This is a genomic window from Acinetobacter sp. BEC1-S18-ESBL-01 (assembly GCF_014169935.1).
In the GTDB taxonomy this organism is placed as follows: Bacteria; Pseudomonadota; Gammaproteobacteria; order Pseudomonadales; family Moraxellaceae; genus Acinetobacter; species Acinetobacter pittii.
In genome coordinates this window covers 3,847,065-3,866,793 of sequence record NZ_AP022302.1, presented here as the reverse complement: position 1 = coordinate 3,866,793, position 19,729 = coordinate 3,847,065, and the positions used below count along the sequence as shown (strand labels likewise).

Below are 19,729 nucleotides of genomic sequence, written 5' to 3'. Positions count from 1 at the left end.
AGGTCACATTCTGCTTTATAGATGAATAATAAAAATAAAGACTTACCTTTTGTAACAGAATCTCCTAAGCCTGGTCATATTTATCTTTTACCTTGAAACCCTGAATTTTTAAAGTAATGGGGAAAATTTATGCTACAAGGTTTTATTGTATTATTAGCAGTAGTGACATTTGTTCTAATGGCTGCCGATCCACGCGATAGTGGGGCACAAGCGACTCAGTCAGCGTGGCAAAAAACACAAGCGGCAGACATGACCAAGTCGCAAAAAAATACCAATAATGACGCAGATTTTATCTAAGCATTAAAACGCATAGATAAATCAACAGCTCTAACGTCTTTAGTTAGGACGCCCATAGAAATATAGTCAACGCCAGTGGTGGCAACTTCACGCAAGTTTTCAATAGTGATATTGCCAGATGCTTCGAGTTTACAGCGGCCCGCCACATGTTTTACGGCATCAATCATTTGCTGTTGACTGAAGTTATCGAGCATGACAATGTCCGCCCCAGCTTCAAGTGCTTGGTTTAATTCATCCCAAGTTTCAACTTCGACTTCAACAGGTTTGCCCGGTGCAATTTGATGTGCTTTGGTGATTGCTTGAGCAATACCACCCGCTGCCATAATATGGTTTTCTTTAATTAAGAACGCATCAAATAAGCCAAGACGATGGTTTTGTCCGCCCCCGATAGCAACCGCATATTTTTGTGCAATACGTAAGCCTGGTAGAGTTTTACGTGTATCGAGAAGTTTTGTATTTAAACCTTCAAGATGTTGAACATATTCAGCAGTTTTTGTTGCAACAGCAGACAAAGTTTGAATAAAGTTTAAAGCAGGGCGCTCTACAGTCAGTAAGCTACGTGCAGAACCAGCAAGCTTTAAAAAGGCTTCGTTTGCAGCAACACGTTCACCTTCTTGTTTTAGCCAAGTCACCTGAACAGTATTGTCATAAGCTGAGATGAGCGCATTAACCCACGGTTGTCCAGCTAAGACCATATCTTCGCGGCTAATAATGGTTGCCGTGGCTTGCTCATCTTCAGGTGTGAGCATAGCGGTAATGTCACCGTCCCCAATATCTTCTTGTAATGCTTGTTGAATATTGATTTGAATTGATTGTTCAAGCAAAGACTGAGGTATGCTCATACGGTTTCCATTTTGTCGATGACCCTAAAACTTGCGATATATTAGCATCGTCGACCTGAAAAATAAGCTATTTTATGAGATTAATCGCGATAAACAATCGCATTTACTGCTTTGAAAAGCGCATAACTGTTTTAAACTAAAACAATTGGCAAGCAATTTATTGGCGTCTCAATGAAGCAAATCACACCGTATGAAGTTATAGATGGACAATTAAAAGGGGCGAGACAAATCCCTTCTCCAAATTTTAACCAGCGTCCGACTGGCACCGAAATTCAAATGATTGTGGTTCATAATATTAGTTTGCCGCCGTCTCAATTTGGAGGTGGCTATATTGAGCAGTTTTTTCAAAACAAGTTAGATTGGTCAGTTCATCCTTATTTTCAGACTATTGAAGGCATGCAAGTTTCTACACATCTGTTAATTTTACGAACAGGTGAAGTTCTACAGTTTGTTAACTTTAACGAGAGAGCATGGCATGCAGGGCGTTCAAGTTATTTAGCCAAAGTAGAATGCAACGATTATTCAATTGGTATAGAACTTGAAGGAAGTGATGATTTACCTTTTGAAGACGTACAATATGAAGTGCTAACTGACGTTGTTACCACTATCCGTCAGGCTTATCCTGAAATTAAAAACCATATTGCAGGGCATTCAGACATTGCACCGAGCCGAAAAACCGATCCGGGGCCTTATTTTAAATGGCAACACTTTAGACAACTGTTAGCACAGAAAAAAACTTGAGTTCATTCATCATTTCACAACGAAAAGATTTTCTAGTTTCATTACAATAGCGTCTTTCGAATATAGCTGTAGGTGAGTGCGATGGCATTGTGGCGATCGACTTTTATTGTCAGTGCAATGACGATGTTGTCACGAGTGTTAGGGCTCGTGCGTGACGTCGTATTGCTCAACGTGTTTGGTGCAGGTAAAGATTTTGATACCTTCGTCGTCGCTTTTCGTATTCCCAACTTCTTTCGACGACTATTTGCCGAAGGCGCCTTTTCTCAGGCCTTTATCCCAGTCTTAACTGAATATAAAACGGGTCGAGCACACGCTGAAGTACAGATTTTAATTAGTCGGGTATTTGGCTGTTTGCTAACAGTTATGACCTTACTCACTTTTGTGGCTATGGTTTTAGCACCTGCAATCATCTATATGTACGCACCGGGCTTCCACAGTGATCCAGAAAAGTTCGATTTAGCCGTCAGCATGTTCCGTTTGACTATTCCATATCTAATGTTTATGTCGCTCACGGCTTTTGCTAGCAGCATCTTAAATAGTTATGGCTCATTTGCTTCACCAGCTTTTTCACCAGTTTTGTTAAATGTAGCGATGATCGCAGGAGCGTGGTGGCTTACGCCGTATATGGCTGAGCCAATCAAAGCATTAGGCTGGTCAGTTGTTGCGGCTGGGGTATTACAGTTAGCAATACAAATTCCTGAATTGTGGCGTAAAAACCTACTGATTCCACCTAAAGTTGATTTTAAACATGAGGGTGTAGAGCGTATTTTAAAATTAATGCTTCCAGCATTATTTGGTGTATCTGTGACTCAGATTAACCTACTGTTAAATACGATTTGGGCATCATTCATGCAAGATGGTTCAGTGTCTTGGCTCTACAGTGCTGAACGCATGACTGAGCTACCTTTAGGTTTAATTGGGGTTGCGATTGGTACAGTAATTTTGCCTTCGCTTTCTGCCCGTCATGCAGAGCAGGATCAAGCAAAGTTCCGCGGCATGATCGACTGGGCTGCAAAAGTCATTGTATTGGTAGGGTTGCCGGCAAGTATTGCTTTATTTATGCTTTCAACACCGATTATTCAAGCATTATTCCAGCGTGGTGAGTTTGATCTACGTGATACACAAATGACAGCTCTAGCATTGCAATGTATGAGTGCTGGTGTAATTTCTTTCATGCTTATTAAAGTATTTGCACCTGGTTTCTATGCACAACAAGACACAAAAACACCAGTGCGCGTAGGCTTAATGTCGGTCGCAGCTAATGCAATTTTAAACGTTGTATTTATTGGTTTCTTTAAGCTTATTGATTGGCATGCAGAACATATGGCACTTGCACTAGCATCTTCAGGTTCAGCGTTAGTAAATGCTGGTTTACTCTACTTCTATTTGCATAAGCGTAATATTTTCCGATTTGGTCCGCATTGGAAGAAATTAGGACTTCAATATGGTTTAGCGAACCTTGCCATGATTGCAGCGCTTTGGTTTGGGCTCAATTGGTATAACGGAGAGCTTTCACAGTGGTTACGTGTTGCCGAAGTCGTAGGGCTATGCGTAGTTGGAATCATTGCTTACCTGATCGGTTTAATCTTTACGGGTTTTCGACCTAGAGATTTAAAACACTAAAAATAAAAAAAGCGATCTTAAATGATCGCTTTTTTTATACTAATACATTTATTTTGGCAAAACTTGTAGCAATTCGATATCGAAAATTAAAGTGCTATTTGGACCAATCGTGTCACCTGCACCGACTTCACCGTAAGCGAGATTTGCAGGGATAAAGAAACGAGTTTTACCGCCTTCTTTCATGGTTTGTAGACCTTCAGTCCAGCCTGCAATCACTTGGCTAAGCTGAAATTCAACTGGATGATTACGTGCGATTGAGCTGTCAAATACAGTTCCGTCGAGTAAACGACCTTCATAATTCACTTTAACACGTGATACAGCTTTCGGTTTTTTACCTGTACCTTCTTTTAATACTTGGTATTGGAGGCCTGATTTAGTCGTGATTACGCCCGATTTTTTTGCATTATCAGCAAGAAATGCAGCACCTGCTTGAGCATTTTGTTGTCCTATTTTTTGAAATTCAACAAGCTGCTTAGCTTCTAAAGTTTTTTTATAATCATTAATCGCTTTCGCCATTTCTTCGTCAGTTAAGCGTGCGGTTTTGTTCTGAGCACCTTCTTGTAAACCCTGATAAAAAATATCAAGATTTAGATCTGTTAAAGCATCAGTATTATTACGGCCCATTAAATAGCCATAGCTATAGCTAAATTGTTCTTTCGCCGGGCTTTTATTTGTAATAGGTGCAGCAGCAAAAACAGATAAACTTATCGTTGATGTTGCAATAATTAAACCAATTTTTTTCATGCCGTTTTCCAAAAAAAAGGAGAGTACTGTTTTACTCTCCTGAATGTTTTTATTTCACTGAAATGAGTTCTACATCAAAAATCAGCGTACTGTTTGCTGGAATACCAGGAAGTTCCTGAGGACCATAAGCAAGATTAGATGGAATGAAGAACGTCGCTTTACCACCTTCTTTCATGAGCTGAAGTCCTTCAGTCCAGCCTGGAATAACCTGATTGAGAGGAAACTCAACAGGCTCACCGCGCTTATACGAACTATCAAATACTTGACCATTAATTAATCGGCCTTCGTAATGTACTTTAACCATAGACTGCGCAGTTGGTTGTTTACCTGTGCCTTCTTTAGTAATGATGTATTGCAAACCAGACGCTGTAGTTTTTACACCAGCTTTTGTTTTATTTTCTGCAAGGAATTGAACATCTGCAGATTCAGACGCTGCACCAGCGGCTTGCTGTGGTTTATCTTGTTGTTGCATTTTTTGCTGCAATTCTTTTTCATAAGCAGCAACAGCAGCTTTTAACTCTTCTTGAGTATAAGCACTTGGTTGCTTATTACGAGCATCATGAATCCCTTTCACAAATGATTTTGTGTCAAGTTCAGGTGGAGTTTGCTGAGCAACTTCGTACCCAAGAACATAACTGATTTTTTCAATTGGAGAGGCATTTTTATTTGCTTTGCTTCCGACTTCTGTGGTCGGATGTTGGCTTGCATAATAAACTGGTACAAGTGCAGCACCGCCTAAAACTACAGCGACAGCAATGGGTAAGGCTTTACTCATAAAAGGTTCCAAAAATAATCATTTGAGTCTAAAAAAGCTGCTTTTGATCTTAGCATGCTTAAGCATAGAATGTTTAAGAAAAAAAACGAGTGGTTTTTTATATATTTTAGTTAGTTTTAGTTGGAATAAACTTAAAAAATCTTAAATAAAAAAACCGGATCATTTGATCCGGTTCTCTTATCACTTTTCGGTTAATCTTCTTTTTGTGCTTTATAAGCATAGGCATAGTTATAGCCATAACCATAACCCGCGCTCGCACGTTGAATATCGTTAAGGATAAAGCCGTTGACTTTAACACCTGCTTGTTCAAAGCGATTAAGCGTTAATTCAAGTTCTTTCATTTGCGACTTAGCATAACGCGCAACAATTAAGTTCACACCAGTATATTGCGAAATAATAATACCATCGGTTACTGCAAGTACTGGTGGAGTATCGATAATGATGTGGTCATACTGACTTTGTAGTTGTTCAAGTAGTTCTTTAAATTGGTTAGAGCTTAAAATCTCTGAAGGATTTGTTGGACTCTTACCGCGAGTAATCACATCAAGGTTAGCAACTTGAGTTTTATGCAAAACTTTTTGTAGATCAGCTTGTCCACTCAATAACTCAGAAAGACCTGGCTTAACATCTACATCGAAGTATTTATGCATATAACCACGGCGCATATCGGCATCAATGAGTAATACACGCTTGTCGCTTTGAGCAAAAATAGTTGCAAGGTTGGTTGAAATAAACGATTTACCAACTTCTGGTGAAGGGCCAGCAATCATAATGATATTGTTTTTTGCATTTGCTAATGCAAAGTGAATCGCGGTGCGGATACTACGTAAGCTTTCAATTGCAATATCATCACTATTTTTAACTGCAAGAATAGGAATACTCTTCTTTTTCTTTAAAATCTTGATACGACTTTCTTGAATTGGAGAACGTGGTACGGTTGCATAGACTGGTAAATCCAACTCATTTTCAATTTGCCCAGAATCTTTAATGCCTGTACGTAACATATTACGTAGTAGGGCGACTAGTGTTCCAATAAAACCGCCCACAAATAAAGATAAAATAAGAACTAACAGTTTTCTTGGTTTAATTGGCTTAACTGGCTCGACTGCAGTGTCAACAATACGTACGTTGCCTATTTCACCTGCTTTGGCGATACGAAGTTGTTGGTACGAGTTGAGAAGCGCTGTGTAGAGCTGTGTTTTTACCTCTACCTCACGATATAATTGTAAATATTGACGTTGCACATCAGGTAGTTGTTTTAAGGTGCTATTTAACTCACCAATTTGTTTATTAATAGCAGCGAGCTGTCCATTAATTTCACGCATTGCAGGGTGTTCAGCAGTATATTTTGCCGCCATCTCAGCTTGCTTTTGCTCAAGCTCAGCCTTTTTGGTCTCTAAAGTAATACTTTGAGTTAAGTACAACTCAGACTCTTTAGTGACATCAACTGTGTTGTATTGTTGACGGAACTTATTAAATTGACGTTCTGCATCATCCAGTTGTTTTTTAAGGTCTGGTAATTGTTCATCCAAAAACTTTAAAGTTTGAGCAGACTCAGCCGAACGGCGTTCAATATTTTGTGCACTATAAGTTGCTAAAATTGCATTTAAAACTTTAGTAATATGTTCTTTATCTTGGCCTTGATAATTTAGACCTAAAACACCTGTAAGTTTGCCACGTTCTGCGACAGAATAATTTACGCTAAGTGCATTTACAGCAGCAGGTAAGGACAAATTAGTAATATTATAGGTCGCATCGAGTTGATCTTTGGTAAAAATTGCAACCTTCCAGAGTCCATGTGGCCCAGTAACATGGTTAGCCCGGTTCAACGGAACTGTTAATATTACCTCTTCAGTTTCTGGGTCAGTTAAAGTTAAAGATTGTTTATCAAAATTAAGAAGTAAGTTTTTGTCTAGATAATAATTCGGAACTTCAAATTCACGCACTTCAAAACTTTTAAGGTCATCTTGAAATAAAACCGATTTTTTTGTGTACTCGGTTTTATATTCCGTGTCGCTTAATAATCGGTGAGTGAGCGTATCTTCTGTACTGGAAACTTGTATATTCAGATGTAGCTCTTTAATTACAGAGCCCAAAACCAGACGTGATTTTAAAATTTCAATTTCTGCTTGAGCAGGCGATTTTTGCTCAATCATTTGTGACAAATCGCCTAAAAGTGCTGCAGAGGCCCCTTTACTATCTTCCACCTGAACCAAAGCATCAACCGAATAGGTATCTGGTGTTACACGTAAATAGAGCAGGGCGCATACAAGGCTCAAAATAATACAGAGCGCGATCAGCTTCCATTGAGCAATGAGTGAAAAAAACAATTCTTTTAAATCAATTGTATCTTCAATGTTTGTATTTTGGTTCATAAGCTTAAAATCTTGGCGTTAAATATAAGGTTTCCAGTCAGCAACACATTGCTGTATGAGTTGGCAGGTTTCATCAAAAACAGCTTGATCGTGCTGATATGGGTCTGGCACGTTTTTGTTTTGCCAATGCCCTAAGCGGTAGGTTTTACCTTTTGCAAAGGGCCAAGCTTGCTCAATATGCTTTTGCTGGTTGTTACTCATGACCAAAATAAGGTCGGCTTTTTTAATATGTTCAGCGCTAAGCTTACGTGCCACATGTGGTTGCATGTCGATACCTAAGCGCTGCATACAAAGTTGTGCTTTATTGTCTGCCTTATGCCCCACGAGCCCTGAAATGCCAGCAGACTCAATATTTAATTGGGGATATTTCTGTTTTAAAAAATATTCTGCCATAGGGCTACGGCAGATATTTCCAATGCAAACAACCAAAATATTTTTAATTTGCATAATATTATTGGCCCAAGCGGTCTATATTATATAAAGCATTTGAGAATGGAATAATCTGGTTAATCACACGCTGCCAGCGAGTTAAGCCAGTCGCATCAACATAGACAATATCATTACTACGTAGTCTAAACTGATTGGCTAAACCAAAGTCACCAATACTCATTAAATTTAAATGATAAATTTCTGTTGTGTGATCATTTGGGTTTGTACGTACCACATAAATACGACTGGCACTTGCCGAGTTCGGGTTAATCCCTAAACTTTCACCTAAAGCATCGGTTAAGGTCATGCCCTGATCGCGCATAGGTAACGCTTGGTTTTTACCTGACTCACCCATGACATAGATTTTCTGGTTTTCGCGTGTGCTCACATAAATCGTGTCATTGGGTTGAATCAAGAGTTTATGTAATGAATAGCCAGCTTTTTCTAAATCAATTGTGTTTAGGTTGTATGTTTGACCATTACGAATCAGTTGAATATAAGTGTTATCACCTGTAGTGGTGACACCACCCGCCATACCAAGAGCTGAATAGACACTTACTGGTTGATCACTTAAATAAAACTGACCACCTTTAGTGACACTGCCTTGCACAGAGAAGCGTTGACCCTCATAAGACAATACGCGAACTATCACATCAGGGTTTTTTAAGAAGCGAGAAAGTTGACTACGAAGTTCACGGTTGACTTGAGCGAGTGACTTACCAGCAGCTTTATAACGCCCCACTAGAGGAAATTGGATGTAACCGTTTTGATCAATTGGATAGCCATTGGCTTGAATTGATTGCTCATTACTAATGTTATTTACAGGTGGGGTAATTTCAGGATAAGCCCAAAGTTGAATAGAAAGAACATCTCCAGGGCTTAGGCGGTAAATAGACTGCTGATTTTTAAATAATTTTGAATAATCACGTTGGTAATCAATTTGAGCGGGCTGGATGGCTGGTAGTGTTTCTTGAGAAATTTTAACAACATTAACCGTAGTTCCAAGGTCGGTTCTATAAACACCTTCATTTGGAATATCGTAAGTTTGTAAACCTGAAGTGACTGCACAGCTAGCGGCACTCAAACTTAAGGCAAGAACAGAAAAAAACTGGCAATACTTCACACGCAACCCTTTGTGTATTTATCTTTAATTGATATTGGCTACTGCTTAGTGACAAGTGTCTATTAAACGCAGGCTGAAATGATTCTAGCTGAAAAGGAATGAAAAAACACCGAAAAAATCACAGGGCTTTGTATGTTTAGTTTATCTGGGGCGGGCTTTTAAGCAGTAGTCACAGTGCAGAAATATTAAAATTGTATAATTTTGGCTAAGAGGGAAAAGGTTGTTTATAAATGTTGTAAACACATTTATACAATTGGCATACGGCGGTAAATGAAAATCTGATATAGTACGCAGCACAGTTAGTGCCAAAAGCATGATTTATTAGATATAAACTCTAAGGAAAAGGCTCGTTTGTATGCAAATTGCCAATTTAAAAATAGCAATTATTGGGTTAGGCTATGTTGGCCTGCCGTTGGCAGTTGAGTTTGGGAAAAAAGTATCTGTTGTCGGTTTTGATATCTATCAAAAACGTATAGATGAGCTTAAGAGTGGTCAAGATCATACCTTAGAAGTCTCTTCAGAGGAGCTGAAGCAAGCAGTTCAATTGACTTATAGTGCTGACCTTAATGATTTAAAAGGTTGTAATTTTTTTATTGTGACTGTTCCAACACCAATTGATGACTTTAAACAACCAGATTTAACACCTTTAATTAAAGCATCGACCAGTATTGGTCAGGTGCTTAAAAAGGGTGACATAGTCGTATATGAATCTACTGTGTATCCGGGTGCAACAGAAGAAGTATGTATTCCTGTTTTAGAAAAAGTTTCAGGTTTAAAATTTAACCAAGACTTTTTTTCAGGTTATAGCCCCGAGCGTATCAATCCTGGTGACAAACAGCACCGTGTAACTAATATTTTAAAAATCACCTCAGGTTCAACCCCTGAAGTGGCGGATTATGTTGATGACGTTTATAACTTGATTATTGAAGCGGGGACACATAAAGCACCTAGTATTAAGGTGGCAGAAGCTGCTAAGGTCATTGAAAACACCCAGCGTGATGTAAATATTGCTCTGATTAATGAATTAGCGCTTATTTTTAATAAATTAAATATCGATACGGAAGATGTGCTCAAGGCGGCAGGTACGAAGTGGAACTTTTTACCTTATCGTCCAGGATTAGTCGGTGGGCACTGTATTGGTGTAGATCCATATTATCTGACCCATAAAGCTCAATCGATTGGGTTACATCCAGAAATTATTTTGGCTGCCCGTCGTTTAAATGATCGTATGGGTGAATATGTAGCAACTCAGCTCATTAAAGAAATGGTGAAGCAACGTATCCAAGTTGTTGGGGCACGCATTTTGGTGATGGGGCTTAGCTTTAAAGAAAACTGTCCAGATATCCGTAATACAAAAATTGTCGACTTTATTAAAGCCCTTAAAGAGTATGATTTAGACTTAGACATCTATGACCCTTGGGTAGATGATACAGAAGTACAACACGAATATGGTTTAGGACCAATTAAAGAACTGCAACAAGGCTTGTATGATGCGATCGTTATTGCTGTAGCACATAACCAATTTAAATCTATGAGTGTGGAAGAGTTTCATGCTTTAGGTAAAGAGAAGCACGTGCTATATGATTTGAAATATGTTTTAGATAAAGGTAAGAGTAATATTCGGTTGTGACGGGCATTTGGCACACAATAACAGATAAAATATTATTTTCTATCAAAAAGCAGTGGCATTTCTGAAAATACATACTGAGAGGATGTCTAATAATGTCACAAATAAAAAGGATGTGGCTAGTTATTGAAGTAGTTCTAGATTTAAATTATTCCTTCGAGTAAATCCGTATTTAATAATATAATTGGTGAAACATCTGTATGAAAACCCCGATTTATGTAACACAACCAGTTTTGCCAGAATTGGATGATTTTATTCCGTATTTAAAAGAAATATGGGACAACAAGATATTAACAAATGGTGGTCCAGTTCATCAGCGCCTTGAGCAAGAGCTGAGTAAGTTTTTAGGTGTAGAATATGTTTCATTGTTTAATAATGGAACTATTGCTTTAATGGCAGCAATTCAAAGTTTGGGATTGCCTAAAGGTGGTGAGATTATTACTACGCCTTATAGCTTTGTTGCAACAGCACATTCTATTGTATGGAATAACTATACCCCTGTATTTGTTGATATTAATCCGATAACATCAAATTTAGACCCTAAAAACGTAGAGCGAGCTATTACTGAAAAAACGGCAGCAATTTTACCAGTTCATTGTTATGGTATTCCATGTGATGTGTATGGTTTACAAGCGATTGCAGAAAAGTATCAATTAAAACTCATTTACGATGCTGCTCATGCTTTTGGTGTTAAAGCACATGGTAAAAGTGTGTTGAGTTATGGTGACTTAAGTGTCGTTAGTTTCCATGCAACAAAAGTGTTTAATACCTTTGAAGGTGGTGCCATTATTTGTCATGACTTAGAAACTAAAGTAAAAATTGATCAGCTAAAAAACTTTGGTATTGTCAATGAAACAGTAGTTGATAGTGTTGGACTGAATGGGAAGTTAAGTGAAATTCATTCTGCTTTAGGTTTGTTACAGTTAAAATCATTAAAAGAAACATTGACCGCTAGAAAAACAGTATATGAGCTATACCGATCTTTATTGGATGGTGTAGAGGGAATTAAATGTTTAGAGAGACCATCGGTTGATGAAGATAACTATGCATATTTTCCGATTATTGTAGAAGATGGTTTTGCTCTAGATAGAGATGCACTTTGTGAAAAATTAAAAGAGAATAATATCTATGCTCGAAAATATTTTTATCCGTTGATTAGTGAGTTTCCAGTTTATCAGGCTTATTACGCAGAAACACCAATCGCAAAAGAGTTATCTGATAAGGTTTTATGTTTGCCTATGTACCCGCATCTTCAACCTGAGGTTTGTGAGTATATTGCTAATGTAATAAAAAGCATAAAATAAGGTTCAATATGAAAGAGATTGTGATTATTGGTGCTGGTGGTCATGGAAAAGAGGTTGCATGGTTAGCAAAAAGATGTGGCCGCCTAGTTAAAGGGTTTTTAGATAATACTCCTGAAAAGCAAGGTACTTTAATTTCTAATCTCCCAGTGTTAGGTTTTTTAGATACTTGTCAGCAATATAGTGACTGTGAATTTATTATTGCAATTGGTTCACCAAGAGCAAGGAAAAAGATCTTAGAAACATATTTCACTAATACAGGCTTTTTTTTTGCAACATTAATCGATCCTACAGCTATTGTTGGTGATAATATTAATATTCAAGAAGGCGTGATGATTTGTGCTGGGAGTATATTAACTGTTGATGTGCAAGTAGGGCGGCATTGTATAGTGAATACGAATGCTGTTCTATCGCATGGGGTAACCTTAGGTGACTTTGTGACAATAGCACCAAATACTTCAATTTCTGGTGATGTGACTATTGGTAACATGGTTGAAATTGGGGCAAATGCTACTGTGCGAGAAAAAATACGTATTGCAGATGGTGCAATGGTGGGGATGGGAGCTGTTGTTACTAAACATGTGCTAGATGCACAAATGATGGCTGGTAATCCTGCAAGGCTATTAAGAATAATAGAATGATCTTCAGTTATAGCTTCATAAGCACAAAATTTCGAGATAGTTAGTAATGGTTGGTATAAAAATACTTCATTTATCTTTGGATGATAAGTTTGTAGATATTGGTATACAAAGCTTTGAAAAAGTTGCACCTGAGAGTACTTCTTTATTTGTATATGGTCAGGGAGAATTAAAATTTGTAAAAAGCCCTTGTAGTGTTGTAAATAAAAAAGACCCTATTATTAATAAGGTTAATCCTAATGATTATGATCTTATAGTAGTTCATGCATTGGTCGATGTTTGGTATACATTCCTTTTGTCTGTACCTGATAACATCCCTATTGTTTGGCTAGGTTGGGGGTTCGATTATTATGATCTTATTCCTAAGCAACTTCTATTGAAGGATACGATTAAACTAGTTCCAAAAAATAGAATAAATATATTTTTTATTAAGAGGCTTTTTCATAGTTTAAAAAGAAGAGTTAGGACATTGTTGTTGCCAAAAAAAACAAAAGTAATGCAACGGATTAATTATTTTTCTCCAGTTTTAGAGTCGGAATATTATATAGTAAAAAACAATTTAAAAAATCTGTTTAATTTTCCGAAATATATTCCATTTAATTATGGGAGTTTGGAAGCTAATTACATTAAAGGGTATGAGGACAAGATTGTTCAAAACAAAGATTTATTAGTTGGTAATAGTGCAACTTATACAAACAATCATTTAGAAGCATTTAAGCTAGTCAGAAATTATGAAAAAATAAACCCAAATGGAAAAATTGTCTGCCCACTTAGTTATGGAGAGAATTCTTATCAACAAATAATAATAGAAACAGGTCGTGAAATTTTTGGTGATAAGTTTTTGCCAGTTGTTGATTATATGCCAATACAACAATATGTCGGTATTCTCATAAACTGTGGTTTTGTGATCATGAATCATGTTCGTCAGCAAGCTTTAGGTAATATCTTAATTATGCTTTATTTAGGTGCTAAAGTGTTTTTGAGAGAAGAAAATCCTGTTTATACGTTCTTAAAAAATCATGGGGCGATTCTTTTTTCTATTCAAACTTTAGAGGAGGATAAGAGTTTGCTATCCGAAGGATTGTCAGTTGAGGATATCCATATAAATAGAAAAGTACTCATGTCAATATGGTCAGAGCAAGTTGTTACGGATATGACAAAGAGCCTTATTGCTACAGCCTTGAGCTCTAAGTCATGAACATAAAAAAAATAGCTCAATTTGCTATTGGTCCTTTAGGAGCTGCGGCGCTAGGGTTTATCACATTACCTATTACGGTTTGGTATTTTACACCAGAAGATATAGGTCGGATTTCTATGCTTCAGGTGATGATCAGTTTTTGCGTACTATTATTTAGTTTAGGACTTGATCAGGCTTATGTGCGAGAGTTTCATGAGGTTGATGATACACCTGCTTTATTTAAATTTGCATTGCTTCCTGGTTTGAGTTTGCTTTTTTTGATAAGTATTGTATTTCTTATTTTTCCAACACTGATTTCTAGTCTTCTTTTTGAAGTGAAGAGTGCAGTTTTGAGCTGGTTAGTACTGGTATGTATCATTAGTTCATTTGTATCTCGCTTTTTATCTTTGATTCTTCGAATGCAAGAAAAGGGTTTAGCCTATTCAATGAGTCAGGTTTTGCCAAAACTATTATTTTTGGTAATTATTGGATTTTATATTTTATTTTACCCAAGATTTAATCTAATGGAGTTGGTGTTGGCAAATACACTATCCATTGTTTTGGTTTTAATTATTCTAACTATTAATACATACAAAGAATGGCTTATGGCATTTACATGCCAAATTAATTTTAACAAGGTCAGAGAAATGCTGATCTTTGGGATGCCTCTAATTTTAGGAAGTGTTGCATTCTGGGGGTTGACGGCAATGGATAAGATTTTTTTAAAAAAATATTCTACATATACAGAGTTAGGTATTTATTCTGTTGCTGTTAGTTTTGCCTCGGCGGCAACCATTTTGCAAAGTATTTTTTCTACAGTATGGGCACCTATCGTTTATAAATGGGTGCGTGATAATGAAAATATAGAAAAAGTTAATAAAGTTACAGAATATATTCTGTTGGCAGTCATTTTTATGTTTTCTGCTGCTGGCATGTTGTCTTGGATACTTGATTATATTTTACCAAAACAATATTCCGCTGTGAAATATATTGTTGTTTCATGTTTGGGTGCTCCATTACTTTATACACTATCTGAAACTACCGTTATCGGAATTAGTGTTATGCGTAAAACAGGCTACGCTATGTTAGCTGCATTGGTCGCATTGGGTGTAAATTTATTTTGTAACTACCAGTTTATTCCACATTATGGGGCGATAGGTGCTGCAATAAGTACAAGTATTGCATTTTTTGTTTTCTTTATCTTGAGGACAGAGTTCTCAATACGGGTATGGAAACCACTTCCACGTCTTAAGCTCTATGTATGGACAACATTAGTGGTTTCTCTTGCAGTATTTACTTCATTATCACAAGGTAAATTTTCATTTTATCTTAATGGCATTTGGATTTTAATTTTTACATTTGTGGTAAGGGCTATTTTGAAGGCGCGGAAAGCTTATAGTGTTCATTAATTTTTTCATAAAATTTTTGTAATGTACTTATCATGGTTTTAATAGGTTTTATATGAAAATAACAGTAGTTGGTACAGGTTACGTGGGCTTATCGAATGCGATGCTGTTTTCTAAACAGCATGAAGTGACGGCCCTCGATATTGATGCCACAAAAATTGATAAACTTAATCAAGGCATATCTCCTATTCATGATGACCTTATTCAAGAATATTTGATTGATAATTCAAACTTTAAAGCAACATTAGATAAACATTCTGCATATGTGGATGCGGAAGTCATTATTATTGCTACACCGACCAATTACGATGAAGCAAGCAATTATTTCGATACGAGTTCGATTGAATCTGTGCTTGAAGATTTAAACCAACTAAAAAGCGATGCGATTATTGTGGTGAAGTCTACAATTCCTGTCGGTTTTACTGAGCGTATGAAGGAGACTTTTTCAGCATTGAAAGTTGTTTTTTCTCCGGAATTTTTACGTGAAGGCAAGGCATTATACGACAACTTGTATCCGTCAAGGATCGTGGTGGGTAATACCTCGGAAGTTGGTGCATTAGTTGGACAATTATTTAAAAATGCTAGTTTAAGACCTGATGTAGATGTACTACAAATGGATGCAACGGAAGCTGAAGCTGTAAAGCTTTTCTCAAATACTTATTTGGCAATGCGTGTTGCCTATTTTAATGAATTAGACTCATATTGTGCATCACGTGGACTAAACTCAAAAGATATTATTCAGGCTGTAGGATTAGATCCACGTATTGGGGCGCATTATAACAATCCATCGTTTGGCTATGGTGGATACTGTTTACCAAAAGACACAAAGCAATTGCTAGCCAATTATCAAGATGTCCCGCAAAATTTGATCGGAGCAATTATACAGTCAAATACAACACGAAAAGATTTTATTGCCGAGCAAATTTTGGCAAGAAAACCCAAAGTGGTTGGTGTGTATCGTTTAGTAATGAAACAGGGTTCAGATAACTTTAGACAATCTGCGATTCAAGGTGTGATGAAGCGCCTTAAAGCCAAAGGTGTTGAAGTCGTCGTGTTTGAGCCAAGTTTAAATGAGTCAACATTTTTTAACTCACGTGTGTTGAGCGATTTTGATAGCTTTAAGCAAGAGTCGGATGTGATTATTGCAAACCGTATGGTGAGTGAACTCGAAGACGTCATTGACAAAGTTTATACTCGTGATTTATTTGGTGAAAATTAATTATACTTAGGTAGTTGTATGAAAATTTTAATTACTGGTGGCGCTGGTTTTATTGGTTCAGCGGTTGTTCGTCATATTATCCAGAATACAGAAAATGAAGTATTAAATGTTGATAAACTGACTTATGCAGGAAATTTAGAATCTTTAATTTCTGTGGCAGATAATCCACGTTATCAGTTTTCTCAAACAGACATTTGTGATCGAGCTGCTTTAGATAAGTTGTTTGAAACATTCCAGCCAGATGCAGTTATGCATCTTGCGGCAGAGTCACATGTAGATCGTTCTATTACTGGTCCTTATGCGTTTATTGAAACCAATGTGATTGGTACTTATCAAATGTTAGAAGCTAGCCGTGCTTATTGGTTAGGTCTAAGCGATGAAAAGAAAGCAGCTTTCCGTTTTCACCATATTTCAACTGATGAAGTTTATGGTGACCTAGAAGGCACAACGGATTTATTTACCGAAACTACATCGTATTCACCAAGCTCACCATATTCAGCAAGTAAAGCAAGTTCAGACCATTTGGTACGTGCATGGAATCGTACTTATGGTTTACCTGTATTAGTGACTAACTGCTCAAATAATTATGGCCCATTTCATTTCCCGGAAAAGCTTATTCCACTAATGATCTTAAATGCGTTACAAGCAAAACCATTACCAGTTTATGGCAATGGTCAGCAAATTCGTGACTGGTTATTTGTAGAAGACCATGCGCGTGCGCTTTATACGGTAGTGACTCAAGGTGTGGTAGGTGAAACATACAACATTGGTGGACATAACGAAAAAGCTAACCTTGATGTTGTATACGCGATTTGTGATCTGCTTGAAGAACTTGCACCAAATAAACCGGAAGGTGTAGCACAGTATAAAGATCTGATTACGTACGTGAAAGACCGTCCAGGCCATGACGTGCGTTATGCAATTGATGCAACCAAAATCAAAGAAGAACTCAACTGGGTACCGGAAGAGTCATTTGAAACTGGTTTACGTAAAACTGTTGAATGGTATTTAAATAACAAAGAGTGGGTTGAGCACGTACAAAGTGGTGAATATCAGTCTTGGTTAAACAAGCAATATCAAGGATAGCTATGAAAATCTTATTGCTTGGTAAAAATGGACAAGTGGGGTGGGAGTTGCAACGTGCGCTTGCACCTTTAGGGGATATCATTGCTTTAGACCGCCATGGTTTAAACGGCTTGTCTGGTGATATGACCCAACCACAGGCGATTTATGACACGATTTTGGCAGTACAACCGGATGTTGTGGTCAATGCTTCTGCTTATACGGCTGTCGATTTGGCGGAAACTGAGCAAGAACAAGCTGATATCGTCAATCATCAAACTGTAAAAGCTGCAGCTGAAGCCTGTTTGAAAACGAATGCTTTATTGGTGCATTACTCAACAGACTATGTTTTTGAAGGTATGGGAACAACAGCCTTTGTTGAAACTGATGTAATTGCGCCATTAAATATTTATGGGAAAACCAAAGCTTTGGGTGAGCAAGCGATTGTTGATAGTGGCTGTCGCTATTTAATATTCAGAACTTCGTGGGTATATGCTTCAAGAGCGAAAAATTTTTTGAAAACCATGTTAAGCCTAGCTCAACAACGCGAAGAATTGTCAATTATCGATGATCAGATTGGTGCACCAACTTCAGCTGAATTGATTGCAGACATCACCGCGCAGGCTATTCCACAAACTGTGGCAGACGCAAACAAAGTTGGTATTTATCACTTGGTGGCAAGTGGTGAGACTTCTTGGTTTGGCTACGCAAACTATGCATTTACACAAGCACGTACTTTGGGGCAAGAGTTGGCGATACAAAAGGTTAACCCGATCCCAACAAGTGCTTACCCAACGCCTGCAACACGACCACACAATTCACGATTAGATAATCAGAAAATACAACGCACTTTTGGATTGACTCTACCAGTCTGGCAAGAAGGTGTTAAACGCGCATTAATGGAGCTTTTAAACAAATGAGCTTAAAACGTAAAGGTATTATTTTAGCGGGCGGTTCAGGTACACGCTTGCACCCAATTACTAAAGGTGTTTCAAAACAGCTTTTGCCGATTTATGATAAACCAATGATTTACTATCCGCTTTCAGTACTTATGCTCGCGGGTATTCGTGAAGTATTGATTATTTCAACTCCGGAAGACTTACCAAACTTTGAAAAACTTTTGGGTGATGGTTCGCAATTTGGTATTGAACTCAGCTATAAAGTGCAACCTTCTCCAGATGGTTTGGCCCAAGCTTTCTTAATTGGTGAAGAGTTTATTGGGCAAGACAATGTTTGCTTGATCTTGGGAGATAATATTTACCATGGTCAGCACTTCAGTCATCAATTAGAGGCTGCTTCTGCACGTGAATATGGAGCAACGGTATTTGGTTATCATGTGACAGATCCCGAGCGTTTTGGTGTTGTTGAATTTGATAAGACTGGTAAAGTGCTAAGTATTGAAGAAAAGCCAACCCAACCAAAATCGCCTTATGCAGTAACAGGTTTATATTTCTATGATAACCGTGTCGTTGAGTTTGCAAAACAGGTGAAACCATCTGCACGTGGTGAGCTGGAAATTACAGATATTAATAACGCTTACTTACAAGATGGTTCACTGAATGTTGAATTACTTGGCCGTGGTTTTGCATGGTTAGATACAGGCACACATGAATCTTTGCTTGAAGCGGGTCATTTCATTTATACCATTGAAAAGCGTCAGTCTTTTAAAGTGGCATGTCTGGAAGAAATTGGCTTCCACCAAGGCTGGATTAGTAAAGAACAGCTTTTAGATAGTGCGGAAGCATTGAAAAAAACTGAATATGGCCAATATTTGAAAAAAGTTTGGGAAGAATCAAATGAAGGTTGAAACGACTAAAATTGAAGGGCTTTTGATTCTTCATCCAAGTGTTTTTGGTGATGACCGTGGTTGGTTTATGGAAAGTTTTAATCAACAACGCTTTGCTCAAGCGCTTGAAGATTTAAATTTACCGGTTCCAACTTTTGTGCAAGATAACCATTCATTGTCACAAAAAGGTGTGTTGCGTGGTTTACACTATCAAAACGCACCTTATGCACAAGGAAAACTGGTACGTGTTGTACAGGGTCGCGTTTGGGATGTGGCTGTAGATATTCGCCCAGACTCAAAAACCTATGGTGAATGGGTTGGGGTAGAACTCAGTGCAGAGAACAAAACTATGTTTTGGATTCCTGAAGGATTTGCCCATGGTTTTATCTCTTTAGAAGATAATACACAGTTCTTGTATAAAACCACAAACTACTACAACAAAGAAAGTGAAGGGGCCATTATTTGGAATGACCCGACACTTGCAATTGAATGGCCTTTAACGGAAGTTGATGAAGTGTTGGTGAGTGATAAAGATCAGGTTGCAAAGGAATTTAAGAAATAAAC

19 protein-coding genes are annotated in these 19,729 nt (G+C 37.6%); 13 read left to right on the top strand and 6 right to left on the bottom strand.

The window, feature by feature from the left end:
* Positions 1-129: 129 nt before the first annotated feature.
* On the top strand, positions 130-297 hold the full coding sequence (locus H7R46_RS18365; RefSeq protein WP_000938939.1) for a hypothetical protein: 168 nt from the start codon (positions 130-132) through the stop codon (positions 295-297).
* Here H7R46_RS18365 and nadC read toward each other — a convergent pair.
* Positions 294-1,139 (bottom strand): carboxylating nicotinate-nucleotide diphosphorylase, encoded by an 846-nt coding sequence (nadC, locus tag H7R46_RS18360; RefSeq protein WP_032005758.1) that lies wholly within the window; start codon positions 1,137-1,139, stop codon positions 294-296. The two genes, H7R46_RS18365 and nadC, sit on opposite strands and share 4 nt — an antisense overlap.
* Before the next feature lie 171 nt (positions 1,140-1,310).
* Between nadC and ampD the strand changes: the two genes are divergently transcribed.
* Positions 1,311-1,880 (top strand): 1,6-anhydro-N-acetylmuramyl-L-alanine amidase AmpD, encoded by a 570-nt coding sequence (gene ampD / locus H7R46_RS18355; protein WP_086260828.1) that lies wholly within the window; start codon positions 1,311-1,313, stop codon positions 1,878-1,880.
* Positions 1,881-1,952: 72 nt separating this feature from the next.
* Positions 1,953-3,503, top strand: coding sequence for a murein biosynthesis integral membrane protein MurJ (murJ, locus tag H7R46_RS18350; RefSeq protein WP_170825815.1), 1,551 nt, complete (start codon positions 1,953-1,955; stop codon positions 3,501-3,503).
* A 48-nt stretch (positions 3,504-3,551) separates the two neighbouring features.
* On the opposite strand, the gene H7R46_RS18345 is transcribed toward murJ, so the two are convergent.
* From H7R46_RS18345 to H7R46_RS18325, 5 genes are all read right to left on the bottom strand, one after another.
* Positions 3,552-4,247 carry an FKBP-type peptidyl-prolyl cis-trans isomerase gene (locus tag H7R46_RS18345; RefSeq protein ID WP_017400304.1) on the bottom strand — a complete coding sequence of 232 codons (696 nt, stop codon included), beginning with the start codon at positions 4,245-4,247 and terminating at the stop codon, positions 3,552-3,554.
* A gap of 49 nt (positions 4,248-4,296) precedes the next feature.
* Positions 4,297-5,022 (bottom strand): FKBP-type peptidyl-prolyl cis-trans isomerase, encoded by a 726-nt coding sequence (locus H7R46_RS18340; RefSeq protein WP_009387700.1) that lies wholly within the window; start codon positions 5,020-5,022, stop codon positions 4,297-4,299.
* A gap of 191 nt (positions 5,023-5,213) precedes the next feature.
* Entirely contained in the window at positions 5,214-7,397 is a 2,184-nt protein-coding gene (locus H7R46_RS18335) for a polysaccharide biosynthesis tyrosine autokinase (protein WP_086260830.1), read from the bottom strand.
* Between the two features lie 18 nt (positions 7,398-7,415).
* The gene (locus H7R46_RS18330) at positions 7,416-7,844 is read right to left on the bottom strand and encodes a low molecular weight protein-tyrosine-phosphatase (RefSeq protein ID WP_032012578.1); all 429 of its coding nucleotides are present in this window, start codon (positions 7,842-7,844) and stop codon (positions 7,416-7,418) included.
* A gap of 4 nt (positions 7,845-7,848) precedes the next feature.
* The gene (locus tag H7R46_RS18325; RefSeq protein WP_044425153.1) at positions 7,849-8,949 is read right to left on the bottom strand and encodes a polysaccharide biosynthesis/export family protein; all 1,101 of its coding nucleotides are present in this window, start codon (positions 8,947-8,949) and stop codon (positions 7,849-7,851) included.
* Positions 8,950-9,304: 355 nt separating this feature from the next.
* On the opposite strand from H7R46_RS18325, the gene tviB reads away from it, so the two are divergent.
* From tviB to rfbC, 10 genes are all read left to right on the top strand, one after another.
* Complete coding sequence (gene tviB / locus H7R46_RS18320; protein ID WP_032052790.1) at positions 9,305-10,579, top strand: Vi polysaccharide biosynthesis UDP-N-acetylglucosamine C-6 dehydrogenase TviB; 1,275 nt, start codon at positions 9,305-9,307, stop codon at positions 10,577-10,579.
* Between the two features lie 197 nt (positions 10,580-10,776).
* Complete coding sequence (locus H7R46_RS18315) at positions 10,777-11,880, top strand: DegT/DnrJ/EryC1/StrS family aminotransferase (RefSeq protein WP_050675393.1); 1,104 nt, start codon at positions 10,777-10,779, stop codon at positions 11,878-11,880.
* Between the two features lie 8 nt (positions 11,881-11,888).
* Positions 11,889-12,518: an acetyltransferase gene (locus H7R46_RS18310; RefSeq protein WP_032052788.1), complete on the top strand. Its 630-nt coding sequence runs from the start codon at positions 11,889-11,891 to the stop codon at positions 12,516-12,518.
* Positions 12,519-12,564: 46 nt separating this feature from the next.
* A complete protein-coding gene (locus H7R46_RS18305; protein ID WP_050675392.1) occupies positions 12,565-13,713 on the top strand; it encodes a TDP-N-acetylfucosamine:lipid II N-acetylfucosaminyltransferase in 1,149 nt (382 codons plus the stop codon).
* Positions 13,710-15,101 carry an oligosaccharide flippase family protein gene (locus H7R46_RS18300; RefSeq protein ID WP_032052786.1) on the top strand — a complete coding sequence of 464 codons (1,392 nt, stop codon included), beginning with the start codon at positions 13,710-13,712 and terminating at the stop codon, positions 15,099-15,101. The genes H7R46_RS18305 and H7R46_RS18300 overlap by 4 nt, the downstream gene beginning before the upstream one ends.
* Positions 15,102-15,153: 52 nt before the next feature.
* Positions 15,154-16,317 (top strand): nucleotide sugar dehydrogenase, encoded by a 1,164-nt coding sequence (locus tag H7R46_RS18295; protein ID WP_032052785.1) that lies wholly within the window; start codon positions 15,154-15,156, stop codon positions 16,315-16,317.
* A gap of 18 nt (positions 16,318-16,335) precedes the next feature.
* Complete coding sequence (gene rfbB, locus H7R46_RS18290) at positions 16,336-17,403, top strand: dTDP-glucose 4,6-dehydratase (RefSeq protein ID WP_005079630.1); 1,068 nt, start codon at positions 16,336-16,338, stop codon at positions 17,401-17,403.
* A gap of 2 nt (positions 17,404-17,405) precedes the next feature.
* Positions 17,406-18,299, top strand: a complete 894-nt coding sequence (rfbD, locus tag H7R46_RS18285; protein ID WP_005079627.1) for a dTDP-4-dehydrorhamnose reductase — start codon at positions 17,406-17,408, stop codon at positions 18,297-18,299.
* A complete protein-coding gene (gene rfbA, locus H7R46_RS18280) occupies positions 18,296-19,186 on the top strand; it encodes a glucose-1-phosphate thymidylyltransferase RfbA (protein ID WP_005079624.1) in 891 nt (296 codons plus the stop codon). The genes rfbD and rfbA overlap by 4 nt, the downstream gene beginning before the upstream one ends.
* Complete coding sequence (gene rfbC, locus H7R46_RS18275; RefSeq protein WP_005079622.1) at positions 19,176-19,727, top strand: dTDP-4-dehydrorhamnose 3,5-epimerase; 552 nt, start codon at positions 19,176-19,178, stop codon at positions 19,725-19,727. The genes rfbA and rfbC overlap by 11 nt, the downstream gene beginning before the upstream one ends.
* The last annotated feature ends 2 nt before the right edge of the window (positions 19,728-19,729 follow it).

What these genes read in the sequence shown, in the direction of transcription:
- H7R46_RS18295 (WP_032052785.1), top strand. Translation starts at nt 15,154, where the DNA reads ATGAAAATAACAGTAGTTGGTACAGGTTACGTGGGCTTATCGAATGCG.
- nadC (WP_032005758.1), bottom strand. Translation starts at nt 1,139, where the DNA reads ATGAGCATACCTCAGTCTTTGCTTGAACAATCAATTCAAATCAATATT.
- H7R46_RS18305 (WP_050675392.1), top strand. Translation starts at nt 12,565, where the DNA reads ATGGTTGGTATAAAAATACTTCATTTATCTTTGGATGATAAGTTTGTA.
- H7R46_RS18310 (WP_032052788.1), top strand. Translation starts at nt 11,889, where the DNA reads ATGAAAGAGATTGTGATTATTGGTGCTGGTGGTCATGGAAAAGAGGTT.
- H7R46_RS18345 (WP_017400304.1), bottom strand. Translation starts at nt 4,247, where the DNA reads ATGAAAAAAATTGGTTTAATTATTGCAACATCAACGATAAGTTTATCT.
- rfbA (WP_005079624.1), top strand. Translation starts at nt 18,296, where the DNA reads ATGAGCTTAAAACGTAAAGGTATTATTTTAGCGGGCGGTTCAGGTACA.
- ampD (WP_086260828.1), top strand. Translation starts at nt 1,311, where the DNA reads ATGAAGCAAATCACACCGTATGAAGTTATAGATGGACAATTAAAAGGG.
- H7R46_RS18315 (WP_050675393.1), top strand. Translation starts at nt 10,777, where the DNA reads ATGAAAACCCCGATTTATGTAACACAACCAGTTTTGCCAGAATTGGAT.
- H7R46_RS18330 (WP_032012578.1), bottom strand. Translation starts at nt 7,844, where the DNA reads ATGCAAATTAAAAATATTTTGGTTGTTTGCATTGGAAATATCTGCCGT.
- rfbD (WP_005079627.1), top strand. Translation starts at nt 17,406, where the DNA reads ATGAAAATCTTATTGCTTGGTAAAAATGGACAAGTGGGGTGGGAGTTG.
- H7R46_RS18300 (WP_032052786.1), top strand. Translation starts at nt 13,710, where the DNA reads ATGAACATAAAAAAAATAGCTCAATTTGCTATTGGTCCTTTAGGAGCT.
- rfbB (WP_005079630.1), top strand. Translation starts at nt 16,336, where the DNA reads ATGAAAATTTTAATTACTGGTGGCGCTGGTTTTATTGGTTCAGCGGTT.
- rfbC (WP_005079622.1), top strand. Translation starts at nt 19,176, where the DNA reads ATGAAGGTTGAAACGACTAAAATTGAAGGGCTTTTGATTCTTCATCCA.
- tviB (WP_032052790.1), top strand. Translation starts at nt 9,305, where the DNA reads ATGCAAATTGCCAATTTAAAAATAGCAATTATTGGGTTAGGCTATGTT.
- H7R46_RS18335 (WP_086260830.1), bottom strand. Translation starts at nt 7,397, where the DNA reads ATGAACCAAAATACAAACATTGAAGATACAATTGATTTAAAAGAATTG.
- H7R46_RS18365 (WP_000938939.1), top strand. Translation starts at nt 130, where the DNA reads ATGCTACAAGGTTTTATTGTATTATTAGCAGTAGTGACATTTGTTCTA.
- H7R46_RS18340 (WP_009387700.1), bottom strand. Translation starts at nt 5,022, where the DNA reads ATGAGTAAAGCCTTACCCATTGCTGTCGCTGTAGTTTTAGGCGGTGCT.